The following is a 17,021-nucleotide window of genomic DNA, read 5'->3' as shown; positions in this document are numbered from 1 at the left end:
CCCCCGATTTGTATCGCCTGGCCTGTGAGCAGGCAGAGGACCGACATGAAATTTCGCTTTCCCATCGTCATCATCGACGAGGACTTCCGCTCCGAGAACTCGTCTGGCCTGGGCATTCGTGCGCTGGCCCAGGCGATCGAGACCGAGGGGTTTGAGGTCGTGGGTGTGACCAGCTACGGCGACCTGTCCTTGTTTGCGCAGCAGCAGTCGCGCGCCAGCGCTTTCATCCTGTCGATCGACGACGAAGAATTCAGCGCCGGTCCCGACGTTGACCCGGTGGTGCTGAACCTGCGCAACTTCATTGAAGAGGTGCGCCGCAAGAACGCCGACGTGCCGATCTACGTGCATGGCGAGACCAAGACCAGCCGCCACCTGCCCAACGACATCTTGCGCGAGCTGCATGGCTTCATCCACATGTTCGAGGACACGCCCGAGTTTGTGGCGCGCCACATCATCCGAGAAGCCAAGAGTTACCTCGAAGGCATTCAGCCGCCCTTTTTCAAGGCGTTGCTCGATTACGCCGAAGACGGTTCGTACTCCTGGCATTGCCCGGGTCATTCGGGTGGCGTGGCGTTCCTGAAGAGTCCGATCGGACAGATGTACCACCAGTTCTACGGTGAGAACATGCTGCGCGCCGACGTGTGCAATGCGGTGGAAGAGCTGGGCCAGTTGCTGGACCACAATGGCGCCATTGGCGCGAGCGAGCGCAATGCAGCACGCATTTTCAACGCCGACCACTGCTTTTTTGTCACCAACGGAACCAGCACCAGCAACAAAATGGTCTGGCACCACACGGTGGCGCCGGGCGATGTGGTGGTGGTGGACCGCAACTGCCACAAGTCCATTCTGCACAGCATCATCATGACGGGTGCCATCCCCGTGTTTCTGAAGCCCACGCGCAACCACTACGGCATCATCGGACCGATTCCGCAGAGCGAGTTCGAGATCGACGCCATCAAGGCCAAGATCCGGGCCAACCCGCTGCTCGCCGGCGTGGACGCCGAGGCGGTCAAACCGCGCATCCTCACGCTCACCCAGTCCACCTACGATGGTGTGCTCTACAACACCGAAACCATCAAGGGCCTGCTCGACGGTTACGTGGCCAATCTCCACTTCGACGAGGCTTGGCTGCCCCACGCGGCATTTCATTCCTTCTACGGCAGCTTCCACGCGATGGGCAAGAAGCGAGCCCGGCCCCAGCACTCGGTGGTCTACTCCACGCAATCGATCCACAAGTTGCTGGCTGGCATCAGCCAGGCCAGCCATGTGCTGGTACAGGATTCACAAGACACCAAGCTGGACCGCCACCTCTTCAACGAGGCCTACCTGATGCACACCAGCACGAGCCCGCAGTACAGCATCATCGCCAGCTGCGACGTGGCCGCCGCGATGATGGAGCCGCCCAGCGGCACCGCGCTGGTGGAGGAGAGCATCGCCGAGGCCCTCGATTTCCGCCGCGCCATGCGCAAGGTGGAAGACGAGTTCGGTACCGACGACTGGTGGTTCAAGGTCTGGGGTCCGGATCAACTGGTGGAGGAGGGCATCGGACGCTCCAGCGACTGGGTGCTCAAGCGCACCGATTCCGAGGGCGTGCAGCCGTCCGACGGCGAAGAGGCGTGGCACGGTTTTGGCGACATGGCGCCAGGCTTCAACATGCTGGATCCGATCAAGGCCACCATCGTCACGCCAGGCCTCAACCTCGACGGCCGTTTTGAGGAAACCGGCATACCGGCGTCCATCGTCACCAAGTTCCTCGCCGAACACGGTGTGGTGGTGGAGAAAACCGGGCTCTACAGCTTCTTCATCATGTTCACCATCGGCATCACCAAGGGCCGCTGGAACACGCTGCTGACCGCGCTGCAGCAGTTCAAGGACGACTACGCCAAGAACCAGCCGATGTGGCGCATCATGCCGGAGTTCTGCGCCAAGCAACCGCGCTACGAACAGCTCGGCCTGCGCGATCTATGCCAGCAGGTGCATGCGCAGTACGCCAAGCACGACATCGCGCGCCTGACCACCGAGATGTACCTCAGCGACCACTTGCCGGCCATGAAGCCCAGCGACGCGTTCGCGCACATCGCACACCGCACCACGCAGCGGGTGCCGATTGACGAGCTGGAGGGCCGCATCACCACCAGCCTGGTCACCCCATACCCGCCAGGCATTCCGCTGCTGATCCCGGGCGAGGTGTTCAACAAGAAGATCGTGGACTACCTCAAGTTCAACCGCGAGTTCGCTCGCGAGTGCCCGGGCTTTGAAACCGACATTCATGGTCTGGTCCAGGAAACCGGTGCCGACGGTGTGCTGCGCCACTTTGCCGATTGCGTCAGCGCCTGATCTGCCTCAAATCCTGCGCCAGATCTCGGGGTTACCATGAACGTCATGGATGTTTGGGCATGCTTGCCAGCTCCAGGTTCTTTCCCCTAACCAACCCGGAAGGCCGACACCGATGTTTCCTGAATACCGCGATCTCATCAGCAAGCTCAAAGGGCACGACGCGCACTTCACCCGGCTGTTCGACAAGCACAACGATCTGGATCAGTTGATCAAAAACAAGGAAGCTCACATCGAGCCTGGTTCACAGATCGAGATCGAGCAGCTGAAGAAGGAAAAGCTGCTGCTCAAGGACCAGATTTACGCCCACCTCAAGCAGGTGGGGTAACTCGCCAGGGGTCGCCTGCCTCAGCGCGAGGCGGGCGTTGGCGGTGGCTCCATGTCGCCTCGCACTCGCAGGTAGGTGGCAAAGCGCGGCAGGCCGCTGTCATTGAATCCCCTGTAGCGGTAGGTGACCCAGGCGCCGAGCGGCGGTGGCGATCGGCGCAGCGCATCACTCAGTCCACTGCCCAGGCGGAACTCGCGCCCGTCAGGCGTTCTCACCCGAAGTGCTCCCGTCAGGCCAGCGTACTGACCGCGGCCGGTCTCGTGTGCGATCACCTGCGCTTCGGCATCTTCATGCCGCTTGAGCTTAACCAGGTCGTCGCTGCGCTCAGCGCGGTAGGGCGTGTCGCCGCGGTGCAGCATCAGGCCTTCGCCACCCGCGCGCACGGTCGTGTCGAGCCGCTGCATCAGCTCGGAGTGGCTGGAAACACGCACCTGCTCAACCGCTTGCACCCAGGGTTGCTGTCGGGCATGCACCCATGCGTGGTAGGCAGCGATGCGTGAGGTGAAGTCTGCGGGATGCTCGGGCAGGTCAAACACCATGAAACGGATGCTGCGCCAGGCACCATCGTCAGGCGTCTGCTGGCGAACCGCAGACACAGTCTGCTGAAACCGACCCCGCCCCGCCCAGAGCTCGCCATCTGCTGGCTCGGCGGGCCAGCCTTCGGTGAACCAGGCGGGGGCTTGAATCCACAGACCGCCCCGGCTCACCAGCCGCTGTCCGTCCCAGAAGGCGCGCACCCCGTCGAGCTTCTCGCTCACCCAATACGCATTGAGGTCCAGACCCGGGTGGTAGCGGTTGGCCAGCATCAACGCTGGCGGTGAAGGTGTCGCTGTCTGAGCCAGCGTGACGCCGCATGGCCAGAGCCAGGCGGTGCCGATTGCGATCAAGCTCTGGCGCCTGCGCATACCCTGCCTCGAAGAGGTCGGGGGTGGTCGGCTGCGATCAGGCGACCGCTTGGCTGTCCTTGCTGATGCCGCCGGTCTGGCTGAAGCCACCATCCACGTAGGTGATTTCGGCGGTCACGCCTGACGCCAGGTCCGACAGCAGGAATGCTGCCACATTGCCCACTTCCTCAATGGTCACGTTGCGCCGGATCGGCGAGGCGCTGGCCACGAAGGACAGCAGCTTGCCGAAGTCCTTGATGCCACTGGCCGCGAGCGTCTTGATCGGGCCAGCGCTGATGCCGTTGACCCGCATGCCGCGTGGACCCAGCGACTCGGCCAGGTAGCGCACCGAAGCCTCCAGGCTGGCCTTGGCCAGTCCCATGGTGTTGTAGTGCGGCACGATGCGCATCGCACCGAGATAGCTCAGCGTCAGCAGCGAGGCGCGCTCGTTGAGGTAAGGCAAGGCCGCCTTGGCCATGCCCGGGAAGCTGTAGGCGCTGATGTCGTGCGCGATGCGGAAGTTTTCACGCGTCAGGCCGTCCAGAAAATCACCAGCGATGGCTTCGCGCGGCGCAAAGCCAATGCTGTGCACAAAACCGTCGAACTTGGGCCAGGTCTGGGTCAGATCGGCGATCATGCGGTCGATCTGGGCGTCGTCGCCGACGTCGCAGTCGAAGATCAGTTTGGAGTCGAATTCGGCTGCGAAGTCGGTGATGCGGTCCTTGAAACGCTCGCCCACGTAGCTGAACGCTAGCTCGGCGCCCTGGCTGTGGCAGGCCTTGGCGATGCCGTAGGCGATGGACCGGTTGGACAAAACGCCCGTGATCAGCAGCTTCTTGCCGGTGAGAAAACCCATTGTTCTATCTCCAAAGAAAATTCCAGCAGAATTGTCGCATGAGGCCCGTTATTTCCCGTTCTCGCTGGCAGCACGCACGTTGCTGCCTGCTGCTGGCGTTGGGCATGGGCCTGTCGAATGCCTGGGCAGCGCATGGTTACGCCCTGTGGGGCGAGCTCAAGTACCCGCCTGGTTTCACGCACTTCGACTACGTGAATCCGAGCGCACCCAAGGGCGGCGAGATCCGGCTGGTGAGCAACCTGCGCAATTCGACTTTCGACAAATACAACCCGTTCACCTTGCGGGGCAGCGCACCGGCCTATCTGGCCAACCTGATGTTCGACACCCTGCTCACCGGATCGCTCGACGAAACCGGTGCCGGCTACGGTTTGCTGGCCGAAGATGTGAGTGCTGCGCCAGACGGGCTGTCTGTCACCTTCCGGTTGCGGCCGCAGGCGCGTTTTCACAACGGCGATCCGGTGCTGGCGGCAGATGTGAAACACAGCTTCGACATCTTGATGGGACCTCACACCTCGCCGGCCTACAAGACCATCCTGGAAGACGTTGCCGGGCTTGACGTGCTCGACGAGCGCACCGTGCGCTACCGCTTCAAGAAACCCAACCGGGAGCTGCCCCTGACCGTGGGGGGGTTGCCAGTCTTCAGCCGCGCCTGGGGCAACGAGATCGACCCCAAGACAGGCGAGCGCAAGACCTTCGACCAGGTGGTGATGGACCTGCCAATTGGCAGCGGACCTTACCGCATCGGGCCAGTGCGCTTTGGCAGAGACATCACCTACGTGCGCGACCCTGATTACTGGGCCCGCGACCTGCCGGTGCGTCGCGGCACGGCCAACTTCGACCGGGTGCTGGTCAAGATCTACAGGGACAACACCGCGCGCCTGGAGGCGCTCAAGGCCGGTGAATTCGACCTGATGCGGTTTTTCTCTGCCGGCGACTGGGCCAGGCGCGTCAACGGCAAGCGTTTCGATTCGGGTGAGCTCGTGAAGACCGAGTTCACCCACCGCTTGCCCACCGGCTTCCAGAGCTATGTGCTCAACACCCGCAGACCACCGCTGGACGATCTGAGGGTGCGCCAGGCACTGGGTCTGGCGATGGATTACGAGTGGATGAACCGGCAGATGTTTTATGGCGCCTATCAGCGCGTGCAAGGTCTGTTCGGCAACACCGTCTGCTCGGCCCAGGGTCTGCCCGCTGCAGAGGAGGTGGCGCTGCTGCAACCTTGGCGCAGCCAGTTGCCGTCTGAGGTGTTCGGTCCGGCTTTTGCGCCGCCGAGAACCGACGGTGAAAGCTCGCTGCGCGCCAACTTGCGCGCCGCTCAGGCCTTGCTCCGCGAGGCCGGCTGGACGGTGCAGGCGGGTGAATTGCGCAATGAGCGCGGCGAGCCCATGTCGCTGACCTACCTGGACAGCAACGAGGCCGGCGCACGGGTGGTGACACCCTGGGCGAGAAATCTGGAGAAACTCGGCATCACGTTGCAGTTCCGTCCTGTCGACTTCGCGCTGTACCAGCAGCGCCTACGCACGTTTGATTTCGACATCATCTCGATCGCATTCGGCGGCACGCACAACCCAGGGGCCGAATACGCCGATCTGTTCGGCAGCCAGGCCGCCAAAACCGAAGACTCCGGTAACCTGGCGGGCGTGAGCAGCCCGGCGGTGGATGCGATCATCACCCAGATGACCTCGGCCCGCACGCAGCAGTCCTTCCAGGCAGCGTGCCGGGCGCTGGACCGCGTGATCAGCCATGGCCATTACCTGGTGCCCCAGTGGTCGGCCACCACCCACCGCATGGTCTACAACGCCTGGCGCCTGGCGCGTCCCGAGGTCATGCCGCCTTACGCGGCGGGCGAGACCTGGGCGATCGATACCTGGTGGGCAAAGTGAGCACCACCCCCGCGCCGCGCTTCGCGCGTCACCCCCTCCAGGGGGCAACACCTGTGGCCCGGCAAAGCCGGTTCCACGGTGTTTGCTGGGTTGATGGCCCTCGCGCCGGGGGCACCGGCTTCGTTCACGCCATTGGTTTACCTTGTGAGAGCGCGGGCTGACCATGTGGGTCTACATCCTCAAGCGCTTGCTGCTCATGATTCCGACGCTGTTCGGCGTCTTGCTGCTGACCTTTGTGGTGATCCAGTTCGTGCCGGGCGGACCGGTGGATCAGTACCTGGCCGAGGCGCGGGCAGGGGGGGGCACGGGCGCGGAGGGCGGATCGGTCTACCGGGGCGCGCAGGGCGTGGATCCACAGCGGCTGGAGCAGATCAAGGCGCTGTACGGCTTTGACAAACCGGCACACGAGCGGTTTTTCCAGATGCTCGGACAGTTCGCGCGGTTTGACCTGGGCACCAGCTTTTTCCAGAACAAGGCGGTTTCGGAACTGGTGATCGAGAAGCTGCCGGTCTCGATCAGCCTCGGGCTGTGGACGTTTTTCATCAGCTACCTGGTGGCCGTGCCGCTGGGCGTGGCCAAGGCAGTGCGCGCGGGCACGCGGTTTGACTTGGTGACCACGCTGCTGGTGCTGGTGGGTTATGCGATTCCCGGCTTTGTGCTGGGTGTGGCACTGCTGGTGATCTTTGGTGGCCAGCTGCAATGGTTTCCATTGCGAGGCCTCACCTCATCCAACTGGGAAGAGCTCACCTGGGGGGCGCGCATCGTCGACTACCTCTGGCACATCACGCTGCCGGTGACGGCGATGGTGCTGGGCAGCTTTGCCGTCACCACCATGCTGACCAAAAACGCATTTCTGGAAGAGATCCGCAAGCAGTACGTGATGACAGCGCGCGCCAAGGGCCTGAGCGAACGCCAGGTGATGTGGAAGCACGTGTTCCGCAACGCGCTCATCCCCATCGTGACCGGTTTCCCAGCGGCCTTCATCGGCGCGTTTTTTGCTGGCTCGCTGCTGATCGAGACACTGTTCTCGCTCGACGGCCTGGGCCTGCTCAGCTACGAGAGCGTGATCCGGCGCGACTACCCGGTGGTCATGGGCACGCTGTTTTTGTTCACGCTGATCGGGCTGGTGACCAAACTCATCTCCGATCTCTGTTACGTCTGGGTGGACCCGCGTGTCAAGTTCGACTAGCACCCCCCTGCGCCGCTGCGCGGCTTCCCCCCTCGCCTGCGGGAGGGGGGAAGCACCCTGTAGCCCGGCGAAGCCGGTTCCACTGCTGCCCTGGGTTGAGGAACGCGCGCCGGAGACTTTGTTGGTGGAGTTGGTTGCCTCATGACCGGCGTGGTCAGTCCTTCGCCTTCGCGCCGCGCCTGGCTCCGCTTCAAGCGCAACAAGCTCGGCTACTGGAGCCTGCTGATCTTTTGCGTGCTGGTGGTGGCCAGCCTGTTTGCCGAGGTATTGTCCAACGACCGCCCGCTGGTGGTCCGCTATGAGGGGCAGACCTATCTGCCGTTGTTCAATGACTACCCGGAAACGGTGTTCGGTGGGGACTTCGAAAGCAACACCGACTACCTCGACCCTTTCATCCGCGAGCGGCTGACCCTGGACGGCAATTGGGCGGTCTACGCGCCCAACCCCTACGGCCCGAAGACGCTCAACTACTTCGCCAAGGAACCCAACCCCTCGGCTCCCACAGCTGAGAACTGGCTGGGTACCGACGACCGTGGCCGCGACCTGCTGGCGCAGCTGATTTACGGGTTTCGCGTCAGCGTGCTGTTTGCGCTGGCGCTCACGTTCATTGGCGTGCTGCTGGGGGTGGTCGCCGGTGCCATCCAGGGCTTCTTTGGCGGCAAGACCGATCTGGCGTTTCAGCGCTTCATCGAGGTCTGGGGGGCCATGCCTGAGCTTTACCTGCTGATCATCTTCTCGGCGGTGTTTGCGCCCAGCCTGGGCTTGCTGCTGGTGTTGCTCAGCCTGTTTGGCTGGATGGGCCTGTCGGACTATGTACGTGCCGAGTTTCTGCGCAACCGCCAGCTCGACTATGTGCGCGCCGCCATGGCCATGGGCTTGTCCAACGGTCAGATCATCTGGCGCCATGTGCTGCCCAACAGCCTCACGCCGGTGGTCACTTTCTTGCCGTTTCGCATGAGTGCGGCCATCCTCGCGCTGACCTCGCTGGACTTTCTGGGTCTGGGTGTGCCCCCCGGCACACCGTCGCTGGGCGAGTTGCTGAGCCAGGGGAAAAACAACATTGACGCCTGGTGGATATCCATGTCCACCTTCGCGGTGCTGGTGATCACGCTGCTGCTGCTGACCTTCATGGGCGACGCGCTGCGCGACGCACTTGATCCCCGAAAGGCCGACCGGTGAGCATGACGCCCACTTTGCTCGATGTGCAGGGCCTGCGCGTGTCCTTTGGTGGCCAGAGCGTGGTGCATGGCATCGACTTTCACATCAACGCCGGCGAGCGCCTCGCGCTGGTGGGCGAGTCGGGCTCGGGCAAATCGGTGTCGGCCCTGTCGTTGCTGCGCCTGGTGCAGAACGCGGAGGTCTCGGGTTCGGCGAAGCTGGAGGGGCGCGACGTGCTCCAGATGAACGAGCGCGAGCTGCGCGGCGTGCGGGGCGATGCGGTGTCCATCATCTTCCAGGAACCCATGACGGCGCTCAACCCGCTGGCCACGGTGGGCGCGCAGATTGCCGAGGTGTTGCTGCTCAAAAAAGGCCTGACGCCACGCCAGGCCGAGGCGGCGGTGGTGGAGTTGCTCGCTTCCACCGGTATTCCCGAGCCGACCAGACGTGCTCAGGCCTACCCGCACCAGCTCAGTGGCGGGCAACGCCAGCGCGCCATGATCGCGATGGCCCTGGCCAGCAGCCCGAAGCTGCTGCTGGCAGACGAGCCGACCACTGCGCTGGACGTCAGTCTGCGCGGCCAGATCCTGAGCCTGCTGGGCGACCTGCAGCGGCAGCACGGCATGGCCTTGTTGCTCATCACCCACGACCTCAACCTGGTGCGCCGCTTTGCCAGCCGGGTGGCGGTGATGGAGCGCGGCCATCTGGTAGAGCAGGGTGCAGTGGAGGCGGTGTTTTCCGCGCCCCAACACGCCTACACCCGCATGCTGCTGGCCAGCCGACCCGAGCGCGATGTGGTCGAGCCCGCGCCGGCGGCGGGTACCGACGCGCCGGTGCTGGAGGCGCAGGGACTGCGAGTGAGTTACCCCGTGCCACTGCCGGGCCTGCGTGGCTGGTTTCGCAAGGGGGAATTCGTGGCGGTGCAGGGGGCCGACTTGCGGATTGCCGCGGGGCACACGCTGGGCGTGATCGGCGAGTCGGGCTCGGGCAAGTCCACGCTTGCGCTGGCCGCACTCGGCCTGCTGCCGCACCAGGGCCGCCTGGTGGTCACCGGCACCGACTGGCTGGTGGCGGCGAAAAACGGCCAGTCGCGCGCCTTGCGCCAGCGCATCCAGGTGGTGTTCCAGGACCCGTTTTCGTCGCTTTCTCCGCGCATGACGGTGGAGCAGATCGTGGGCGAGGGCTTGCTGGTGCACCAACCCCAGCTGACGGCTGAACAGCGCCGCACGAAGGTGGTGAACGCGTTGGCCGATGTGGGCCTGGTGGACGACGCCCGGCATGGCAGCGACTGGCTGCAGCGCTACCCGCACGAATTTTCCGGCGGCCAACGCCAGCGACTGGCGATTGCCCGGGCGCTGATCGTCGAGCCGCTGCTGCTGGTGCTTGACGAGCCCACCAGCGCGCTCGACGTGACGGTGCAAAAGCAGGTGCTGGCCCTGCTGCAGCGCTTGCAACGGGAGCGGGGCTTGAGCTATCTCTTCATCACCCACGATGTGGATGTGATCCGCGCCATGGCCCACGAGGTGCTGGTGATGAAAGATGGCGCGGTGGTCGAGCACGGACCTGTCGAACGGGTGCTGGGCGCACCCGAACACCCCTATACGCGCACGTTGGTGCAGGCGTCAGGCTGATACCAGGCCCCTCGGGTCGGGCGGGGGAGTCTGCCGCCATGACGCTGGCACACTCGGGGCATCGTTCCTTTGTTTGACATTTGTCATGGGGACCCCACGGGTGCACCGCTATAACCCAACCGGTCCCTTGGCATTTTTGCCTGGCCTCCCATGAACGCTCATCCCACAACACCCAATTCGCACGCCGTGCCCGTGACGCTAGCCTCACCCGCGCGCTGGCTGGCGCTGGGCTGGGGCGATCTGCGCCGCAATCCGTCCCCTGGCCTGTTGCATGGTCTGTTGCTGGCCTGCTTTGGCTGGCTGCTGCTCTGGGCTGCGCGAGACAAGTTCTGGTTGCTGGCCGGTGCTTTTTCCGGTTTTCTGATCGTCGCGCCCATTCTGGCCACCGGCCTCTACCACGTCAGCCGCTCGTGCAGCAGCGGCGCTTGCGTGGGCATGGGCGAGGTGGTGTCACTCTGGCGCTCGGGCGACAGGCGGCTGGTGGCGTTCGGCCTGCTGCTTGGTCTGGCTGGTACCGGCTGGGTGCTGACCTCGGCCGGGTTGATCACACTGTGGTCGTCGGTACCGATCGAGAAACCTGCGGACTTCCTGCGCCATGTGGTCTTGGTTCGGGAGCTGGGCTTGTTCGAGGCCTGGTTGTTGCTGGGCGCCTTGCTGGCTGCGCCGGTCTACGCGTCTACCGTGGTGGCGTTGCCCATGCTGGTCGACCGGCCGGTCGGGGTTATGGTCGCCGTCCAGGCCAGCTGGACGGCAGTGGCCAACCACCCGGGACCCGCGGTGGCCTGGGCATTGGTGATCGCGCTACTGGTCGGCCTGAGCATGTTGACTGCCCTGATCGGGCTGATCGTCATCCTGCCGCTGATCGCCCATGCCAGCTGGCACGTCTACTGCGACCTCACCCAGCGCGACACCCATGGGCTGCTTCAGGGCGCCGGGCAGCCCTGAACGGACCTACTGCTGCGCCATGGAAGCCACCCTGTTCGGCTACAACGAGGCCCAGATCGCCCAGTTCGGTCTGACCTTTGGCGTGGGCGCCTTCATCCTGTACATGCTGTTCATCGTGTTCAACCTCGCTCGCGAGTCCAAGGCGGGCAAGTTTGGCACCTTCATCCTGTTCCTGGTGCTGTCCTTTGGCATGCTGGGATTCCTGGCGAAGAACATCATTCAGTGGGTGCTGGAGCTGTGATGCCGAAGTTTGCGCATGGCGCTGCTCTCGATTGCAAAGGCGTCGATTAGCGGGCTATAATGCCGCCTTCACGACCAATTGGGCGGGTTACTACCGGCCCATTTTTTTTGGCCGAACGTTTTTCAACCCGAGCGATTCATTTCACGCCATCAGGACCACAGAACACAAGCGAATGACCTGGCAGCAAACCGTCGAGCAAACCGTCACCGGCATGGGCTTTGATCTGGTGGACCTGGATCGGTCCGCTGGCGGTTTGTTGCGGGTGACGATCGACTGGCCCTGGCAGCCGCCGGCGCCCGGTCAGGCAGCGGTGGAGCGGTTTGTGACGGTGGAAGATTGCGAAAAAATCACCCGCCAGCTGCAGTACCTGCTGGAGGTCGAGGGGCTGGAGTACCGGCGTCTGGAAGTGGGCTCGCCGGGCATTGACCGGCCGCTGCGCCGTGAACAGGATTACATGCGCTTTGAGGGGCAGATGGTGGACATCACGCTCAAGGCGCCGATCGGCGTGACCGGCACCGAGGTGTCGGCCAACCGCAAGAAGTTTCGCGGCACGCTGCAGCGTGCCGAGGACGGCGTCGAGTGGCGAATCGTCTGGAGCGATGCGCCTGAGCCCAAACCGGGCCAGCGCGTCAGCAAGAAGCGCCCGCCGGTGCCGCTGCAGGCGTTGAATTTTTCGCTGGCCGATGTGCAGCAGGCGCGATTGGCGCCGATCGTGAATTTCAAAGGCCGCCAAGCCACGGGCGAGGGGCCTAACGGATGATGACCGACCGTCGCATTCGAGAACAGCTTTGTTTTGATTTCCAAGAAGACATCCGGAAAGGTGGGCGAGTGAAATGAACCGCGAAATGTTGATGCTGATTGATGCCATCTCCCGCGAGAAAAACGTCGAGCGCGATGTGGTGCTCGGTGCGGTGGAGCTGGCACTGGCCTCGGCCACCAAAAAACTCTACAAGGGCGAGGTGGACATCCGCGTGGCGGTTGACCCCGACACCGGTGCCTACGAGACCTTCCGCCGCTGGCTGGTGGTTCCCGATGAGGCGGGCCTGCAGAACCCGGATGCTGAAGAGCTGCTGAGCGATGCGCGCGACGAACTCGCCGACATTGAAGAAGGCGACTTCATTGAGAAACCGATTGACAGCGTGCCGATCGGCCGCATCGGCGCCATGGCCGCCAAGCAGGTGATCCTGCAGAAGATCCGCGATGCCGAGCGCGAGATGCTGCTCAACGACTTCATGTCGCGCGGCGACAAGATCTTCGTGGGTACCGTCAAGCGCCTGGACAAGGGTGACCTCATCGTCGAGAGCGGGCGCGTCGAAGGCCGTCTGCGCCGAGGCGAGATGATCCCGAAGGAGAACTTCCGCACCGGGGATCGCGTGCGCGCCATGATCATGGAGGTGGACCTGACGCTGCGCGGCGCACCCATCCTGCTGTCGCGCTCGGCCCCCGAGTTCATGATCGAGCTGTTCCGTCAGGAAGTGCCTGAGATCGAACAGGGTTTGCTGGACATCAAGGCCTGCGCCCGCGATGCGGGTTCGCGCGCCAAGATCGCCGTGCAGTCGCACGACAAGCGCATCGATCCCATTGGCACCTGTGTGGGCGTGCGCGGCTCGCGCGTGACCGGCGTGACCAACGAGCTCGCTGGCGAGCGGGTGGACATCGTGCTTTGGAGCGATGATCCGGCTCAGTTCGTGATCGGTGCCCTCGCGCCGGCCAACGTGGTGTCGATCGTGGTGGACGAAGAACGTCATGCCATGGACGTGGTGGTGGATGAGGAGAACCTCGCGATCGCCATCGGCCGCGGCGGGCAGAACGTGCGCCTGGCCTCCGAGCTCACCGGCTGGCGCATCAACATCATGACGGCCGACGAGTCGGCGCAGAAGCAGGCCGAAGAGGCCGAAGGCATCCGTGCGGTCTTCATGGCCAAGCTCGATGTCGACCAGGAGATCGCTGACATCCTGATCGAAGAGGGTTTCACCAGCCTGGAAGAGGTGGCCTACGTGCCGCTGCAGGAAATGCTGGAGATCGAGTCGTTCGACGAAGACACGGTCAACGAGCTGCGCACGCGGGCCAAGGATGCGCTGCTGACGATGGAAATCGCTCGCGAAGAGAGCGTGGAAGAGGTCTCCCAGGAGCTGCGTGACCTCGAAGGTGTGACGCCTGAGCTGGTGGCCAAGCTGGCCGATGCCGGCGTGCACACGCGCGACGACCTGGCCGACCTCGCCACCGACGAATTGACCGACATCACCGGACAGACGGCCGAAGACGCCGTGAAACTGATCATGCTGGCCCGCGCTCACTGGTTCGCCGGTGACGAAGCGCAACCCACCACCTGAACAGCGGAGGCCCCAGCGGAGAAAAGACCCTATGACAAGTACCACCGTCGCCGAATTGGCTGCAGAGCTGAACAAGCCAACTTCCCTGTTGCTGGAGCAACTGACCGCTGCTGGCGTGCCCAAGACCGTTGGCACCGACCCGGTCTCTGAATCTGACAAGCAAAAGCTGCTCGGCCACCTCAAGGCCAGCCATGGAACGGCCGGCGGCGAGCGCAAGAAGATCACGCTCGTCAAGAAGTCCACCAGCGAGATCAAGCAGGCGGACGCGACGGGCCGTGCGCGCACCATCCAGGTTGAAGTGCGCAAGAAGCGCACCTTCATCAAGCGCGATGACGAGTCCGTGGCCGTTCCCGAGACGCAGCCCGAGGCGCCTGTGGTCGACACCGCAGAATTGGCGCGCCGTGAAGAAGACGCGCGCCGCCAGGCCGAGCTGCTGCGCCGCCAGGAAGAAGAGTTTGTGGCCAAGCGCGCTGCGCGCGAAGCCGAGGAGGCTCGCCAGGCCCAGGCCGAGCAGGCCGCCGAGCAAGCGGCTCAGGACAAGCTGACGGCAGATGCCAACGCCGCCGCGGCGGCTGTCGAGACCGACACCGAACCGAAGTCGCTGGCCGAAAAACACGCCAAGGCCAAAGAAGAGAGCCTGGAGCGTGAGTCCAACGCCCTGGCCAGCGCCGAGAAGAAGGCCGAGGCCAAAAAGGCGGATGACCTGCGTGCCAACGATTTGCAGGACCGCCGCAAGAAGGCCGAAAAAGAAGCCGCCAACATCCGCGCCATGATGGCGGCACCCGCCAAGACCCTGGTGGCCAAGAAGCCCGAGCCGGATGCCAAGGCTGGGCTCAAGGGCACGCTGCACAAGCCTGCAGGCACGCCTGGTGCCAAGCCTGCTGTCGGCACGGTGGCTGGCAAGAAAGAGATCAAATCGGAAAACCTGTCGTCGACGTGGAAAGACGATGCGGCCAAGAAAAAAGGCATCAAGACCCGTGGTGACACCAGTGCTGGCCGCTCCAGCTGGCGCGGCGGCCCGCGTGGAGGGGGGCGTCGAGGCGGTCGAGATGCAGGTGACGACAGCCATGGCAGCTTTGTGGCGCCGACCGAATTCAAAGCGATCGAAGTGCACGTTCCAGAAACCATCACGGTGGGCGAACTGGCGCACAAGATGAGCCTGAAGTCGTCCGAGGTGATCAAGGCGCTGATGAAGATGGGCCAGATGGTGACCATCAACCAGCCGCTGGACCAGGACACCGCGATGATCGTGGTGGAAGAACTGGGCCACACGGCGGTGGTGGCGGCACTGGACGATCCAGAGGCGTTCACCGAAGACGAGGCCACCCAGCAGTCCGCGGAATTGATGCCGCGTGCGCCGGTGGTGACGGTCATGGGCCACGTCGATCACGGCAAGACCTCTTTGCTGGACTACATTCGCCGCGCCAAAGTGGCCGCAGGCGAAGCCGGTGGCATCACCCAGCACATTGGCGCCTACCACGTCGAGACGCCGCGTGGCATGGTGTCTTTCCTCGATACCCCGGGTCACGAGGCGTTCACCGCCATGCGTGCACGTGGTGCACAGGCCACCGATATCGTGATCCTGGTGTGTGCGGCCGACGACGGCGTCATGCCCCAGACGCGTGAGGCCATCAAGCACGCGAAAGCGGCTGGCGTGCCCATCGTGGTGGCGCTGACCAAGATCGACAAGCCCGGCATCAACCTGGAAAAGGTGCGTGGCGAGCTGGTGACCGAGGAGGTCATCCCCGAAGAGTTTGGTGGCGAGGTGCCTTTCGTGGGTGTCTCGGCCAAGACCGGCGAGGGCATTGATGCGCTGCTGGAGCAGGTGTTGCTGCAGGCCGAGGTGCTTGAGCTCAAGGCGCCGGTGGACGCCATGGCCAAGGGCCTGGTGATCGAGGCGCGCCTGGACAAGGGTCGCGGCGCGGTTGCCACCGTGCTGGTGCAAAGCGGCACGCTGAAGACTGGCGATGTGGTGCTGGTAGGCCAGACCTCGGGTCGTGTGCGCGCCATGTTGGATGAAAACGGCAAGCCTATCAAGGAAGCCGGTCCCTCCATCCCGGTGGAAATCCAGGGCCTGTCGGAAGTGCCGCAAGCCGGTGACGACTTCATGGTCATGACCGACGAGCGCCGTGCGCGCGAGATCGCCACCTACCGCGCGGGCAAGTTCCGCAACACCAAGCTCGCGCGGCAACAGGCGGCCAAGCTGGACAACATGTTCTCCGACCTGTCGGCAGGCGAAGTCAAGGTGCTGCCCATCATCGTCAAGGCCGACGTGCAGGGTTCGCAAGAAGCGCTGGGCCAGTCACTGCTCAAGCTCTCGACCGAAGAGGTCAAGGTGCAGATCGTCTTTTCTGGCGTGGGTGGCATCAGCGAAAGTGATATCAACCTGGCGATCGCATCCAAGGCGGTGGTCATCGGATTCAATGTCCGTGCCGATGTGGGTGCGCGCAAGCTGGCCGAAGGCAACGATGTCGATGTGCGCTACTACAACATCATCTACGACGCGGTGGACGAGCTCAAGGCTGCCATGTCGGGCATGCTGGCGCCGGACAAGCGCGAAGAGGTGATCGGCTCGGCCGAAATCCGCACCGTGTTCGTCGCCTCCAAGATCGGTACGGTGGCCGGATCCATGATCACCTCAGGCCAAGTGGTGCGTGGTGCGCATTTCCGCCTGTTGCGCGACAACGTGGTGATTTACACCGGCGAAGTCGAGAGCCTCAAGCGTCTGAAAGACGATGTGCGCGAAGTCAAGGAAGGCTTCGAGTGCGGTATCAAGCTCAAGAACTACAACGACATCAAAGAAGGCGACCAGCTCGAATTCTTCGAGGTCAAGGAAGTGGCGCGTTCGCTCTAAGCCCTTGTCGACATGGCCCGCAAGTCCTCCAAGCCCAACCGCGGTTTTCAAGTGGCCGACCAGATCCAGCGCGATCTGGCGGAGCTGATCGCGCGCGAGCTCAAGGACCCGCGGGTGGGCATGGTCACCATCAATGCCGTGGAAGTGACGCCCGACTACGCTCATGCCAAGGTATTCTTCAGTCTGCTCACAGGCGAGCCGGAAGAGGCCGTGCATGGTCTGAATGCGGCGGCCGGCTTCCTGCGCAACAGCCTGTTCAAGCGCCTTCACATCCACACCGTGCCCACGCTTCACTTCGTGTTCGATCGCACCACTGAGCGCGCGGCCGACATGAACGCCTTGATTTCCAAGGCCGTGGCCTCCCGTTCAAAAGACGAGGAATAGG

At 63.6% G+C, this 17,021-nt stretch carries 14 protein-coding genes; 12 read left to right on the top strand and 2 right to left on the bottom strand.

The genetic code is table 11. The annotated features are described in order from the left end of the window. Window positions 1-45 precede the first annotated feature (45 nt). Window positions 46-2,337 (top strand): arginine/lysine/ornithine decarboxylase, encoded by a 2,292-nt coding sequence (locus QUV25_RS13715; protein WP_300864763.1) that lies wholly within the window; start codon window positions 46-48, stop codon window positions 2,335-2,337. 112 nt (window positions 2,338-2,449) lie between these two features. Further along, the gene (locus QUV25_RS13710) at window positions 2,450-2,662 is read left to right on the top strand and encodes a YdcH family protein (RefSeq protein ID WP_300864761.1); all 213 of its coding nucleotides are present in this window, start codon (window positions 2,450-2,452) and stop codon (window positions 2,660-2,662) included. 20 nt (window positions 2,663-2,682) lie between these two features. Here QUV25_RS13710 and QUV25_RS13705 read toward each other — a convergent pair whose 3' ends face one another. Together QUV25_RS13705 and fabI are read right to left on the bottom strand one after the other, a co-directional pair. Further along, window positions 2,683-3,549, bottom strand: a complete 867-nt coding sequence (locus tag QUV25_RS13705; protein ID WP_300864760.1) for a DNA ligase — start codon at window positions 3,547-3,549, stop codon at window positions 2,683-2,685. Window positions 3,550-3,604: 55 nt separating this feature from the next. Beyond that, on the bottom strand, window positions 3,605-4,402 hold the full coding sequence (fabI, locus tag QUV25_RS13700; RefSeq protein ID WP_300864759.1) for an enoyl-ACP reductase FabI: 798 nt from the start codon (window positions 4,400-4,402) through the stop codon (window positions 3,605-3,607). 104 nt (window positions 4,403-4,506) lie between these two features. Here fabI and QUV25_RS13695 point away from each other — a divergent pair, with 104 nt between their 5' ends. The 10 genes from QUV25_RS13695 (at window position 4,507) to rbfA (ending at window position 17,020) form a co-directional block, all read left to right on the top strand. Then, entirely contained in the window at window positions 4,507-6,285 is a 1,779-nt protein-coding gene (locus QUV25_RS13695; protein WP_300864836.1) for an extracellular solute-binding protein, read from the top strand. A gap of 163 nt (window positions 6,286-6,448) precedes the next feature. After that, window positions 6,449-7,474 carry a microcin C ABC transporter permease YejB gene (locus tag QUV25_RS13690; protein ID WP_300864758.1) on the top strand — a complete coding sequence of 342 codons (1,026 nt, stop codon included), beginning with the start codon at window positions 6,449-6,451 and terminating at the stop codon, window positions 7,472-7,474. Window positions 7,475-7,615: 141 nt separating this feature from the next. Then, entirely contained in the window at window positions 7,616-8,653 is a 1,038-nt protein-coding gene (locus tag QUV25_RS13685; RefSeq protein ID WP_300864757.1) for an ABC transporter permease, read from the top strand. Window positions 8,654-8,655: 2 nt separating this feature from the next. After that, entirely contained in the window at window positions 8,656-10,263 is a 1,608-nt protein-coding gene (locus QUV25_RS13680; protein WP_300864755.1) for a dipeptide ABC transporter ATP-binding protein, read from the top strand. A 150-nt stretch (window positions 10,264-10,413) separates the two neighbouring features. Beyond that, window positions 10,414-11,208, top strand: a complete 795-nt coding sequence (locus QUV25_RS13675) for a DUF2189 domain-containing protein (protein WP_300864754.1) — start codon at window positions 10,414-10,416, stop codon at window positions 11,206-11,208. Window positions 11,209-11,227: 19 nt separating this feature from the next. After that, window positions 11,228-11,449: a DUF2788 domain-containing protein gene (locus QUV25_RS13670; protein ID WP_300864753.1), complete on the top strand. Its 222-nt coding sequence runs from the start codon at window positions 11,228-11,230 to the stop codon at window positions 11,447-11,449. A gap of 172 nt (window positions 11,450-11,621) precedes the next feature. Beyond that, window positions 11,622-12,209: a ribosome maturation factor RimP gene (gene rimP / locus QUV25_RS13665; protein WP_300864751.1), complete on the top strand. Its 588-nt coding sequence runs from the start codon at window positions 11,622-11,624 to the stop codon at window positions 12,207-12,209. A gap of 73 nt (window positions 12,210-12,282) precedes the next feature. Continuing rightward, window positions 12,283-13,782: a transcription termination factor NusA gene (nusA, locus tag QUV25_RS13660; RefSeq protein WP_300864749.1), complete on the top strand. Its 1,500-nt coding sequence runs from the start codon at window positions 12,283-12,285 to the stop codon at window positions 13,780-13,782. 31 nt (window positions 13,783-13,813) lie between these two features. Further along, window positions 13,814-16,636, top strand: a complete 2,823-nt coding sequence (infB, locus tag QUV25_RS13655) for a translation initiation factor IF-2 (RefSeq protein WP_300864748.1) — start codon at window positions 13,814-13,816, stop codon at window positions 16,634-16,636. 12 nt (window positions 16,637-16,648) lie between these two features. Beyond that, a complete protein-coding gene (rbfA, locus tag QUV25_RS13650; RefSeq protein ID WP_300864747.1) occupies window positions 16,649-17,020 on the top strand; it encodes a 30S ribosome-binding factor RbfA in 372 nt (123 codons plus the stop codon). Window position 17,021 lies beyond the last annotated feature (1 nt).

Origin of the sequence: Hydrogenophaga sp. (assembly GCF_030373245.1) — a bacterium.
GTDB lineage: Bacteria > Pseudomonadota > Gammaproteobacteria > Burkholderiales > Burkholderiaceae_C > Hydrogenophaga.
The sequence above is the reverse complement of the archived record's forward strand: the minus strand, read 5'-3'. Positions and strand labels throughout refer to the sequence as shown.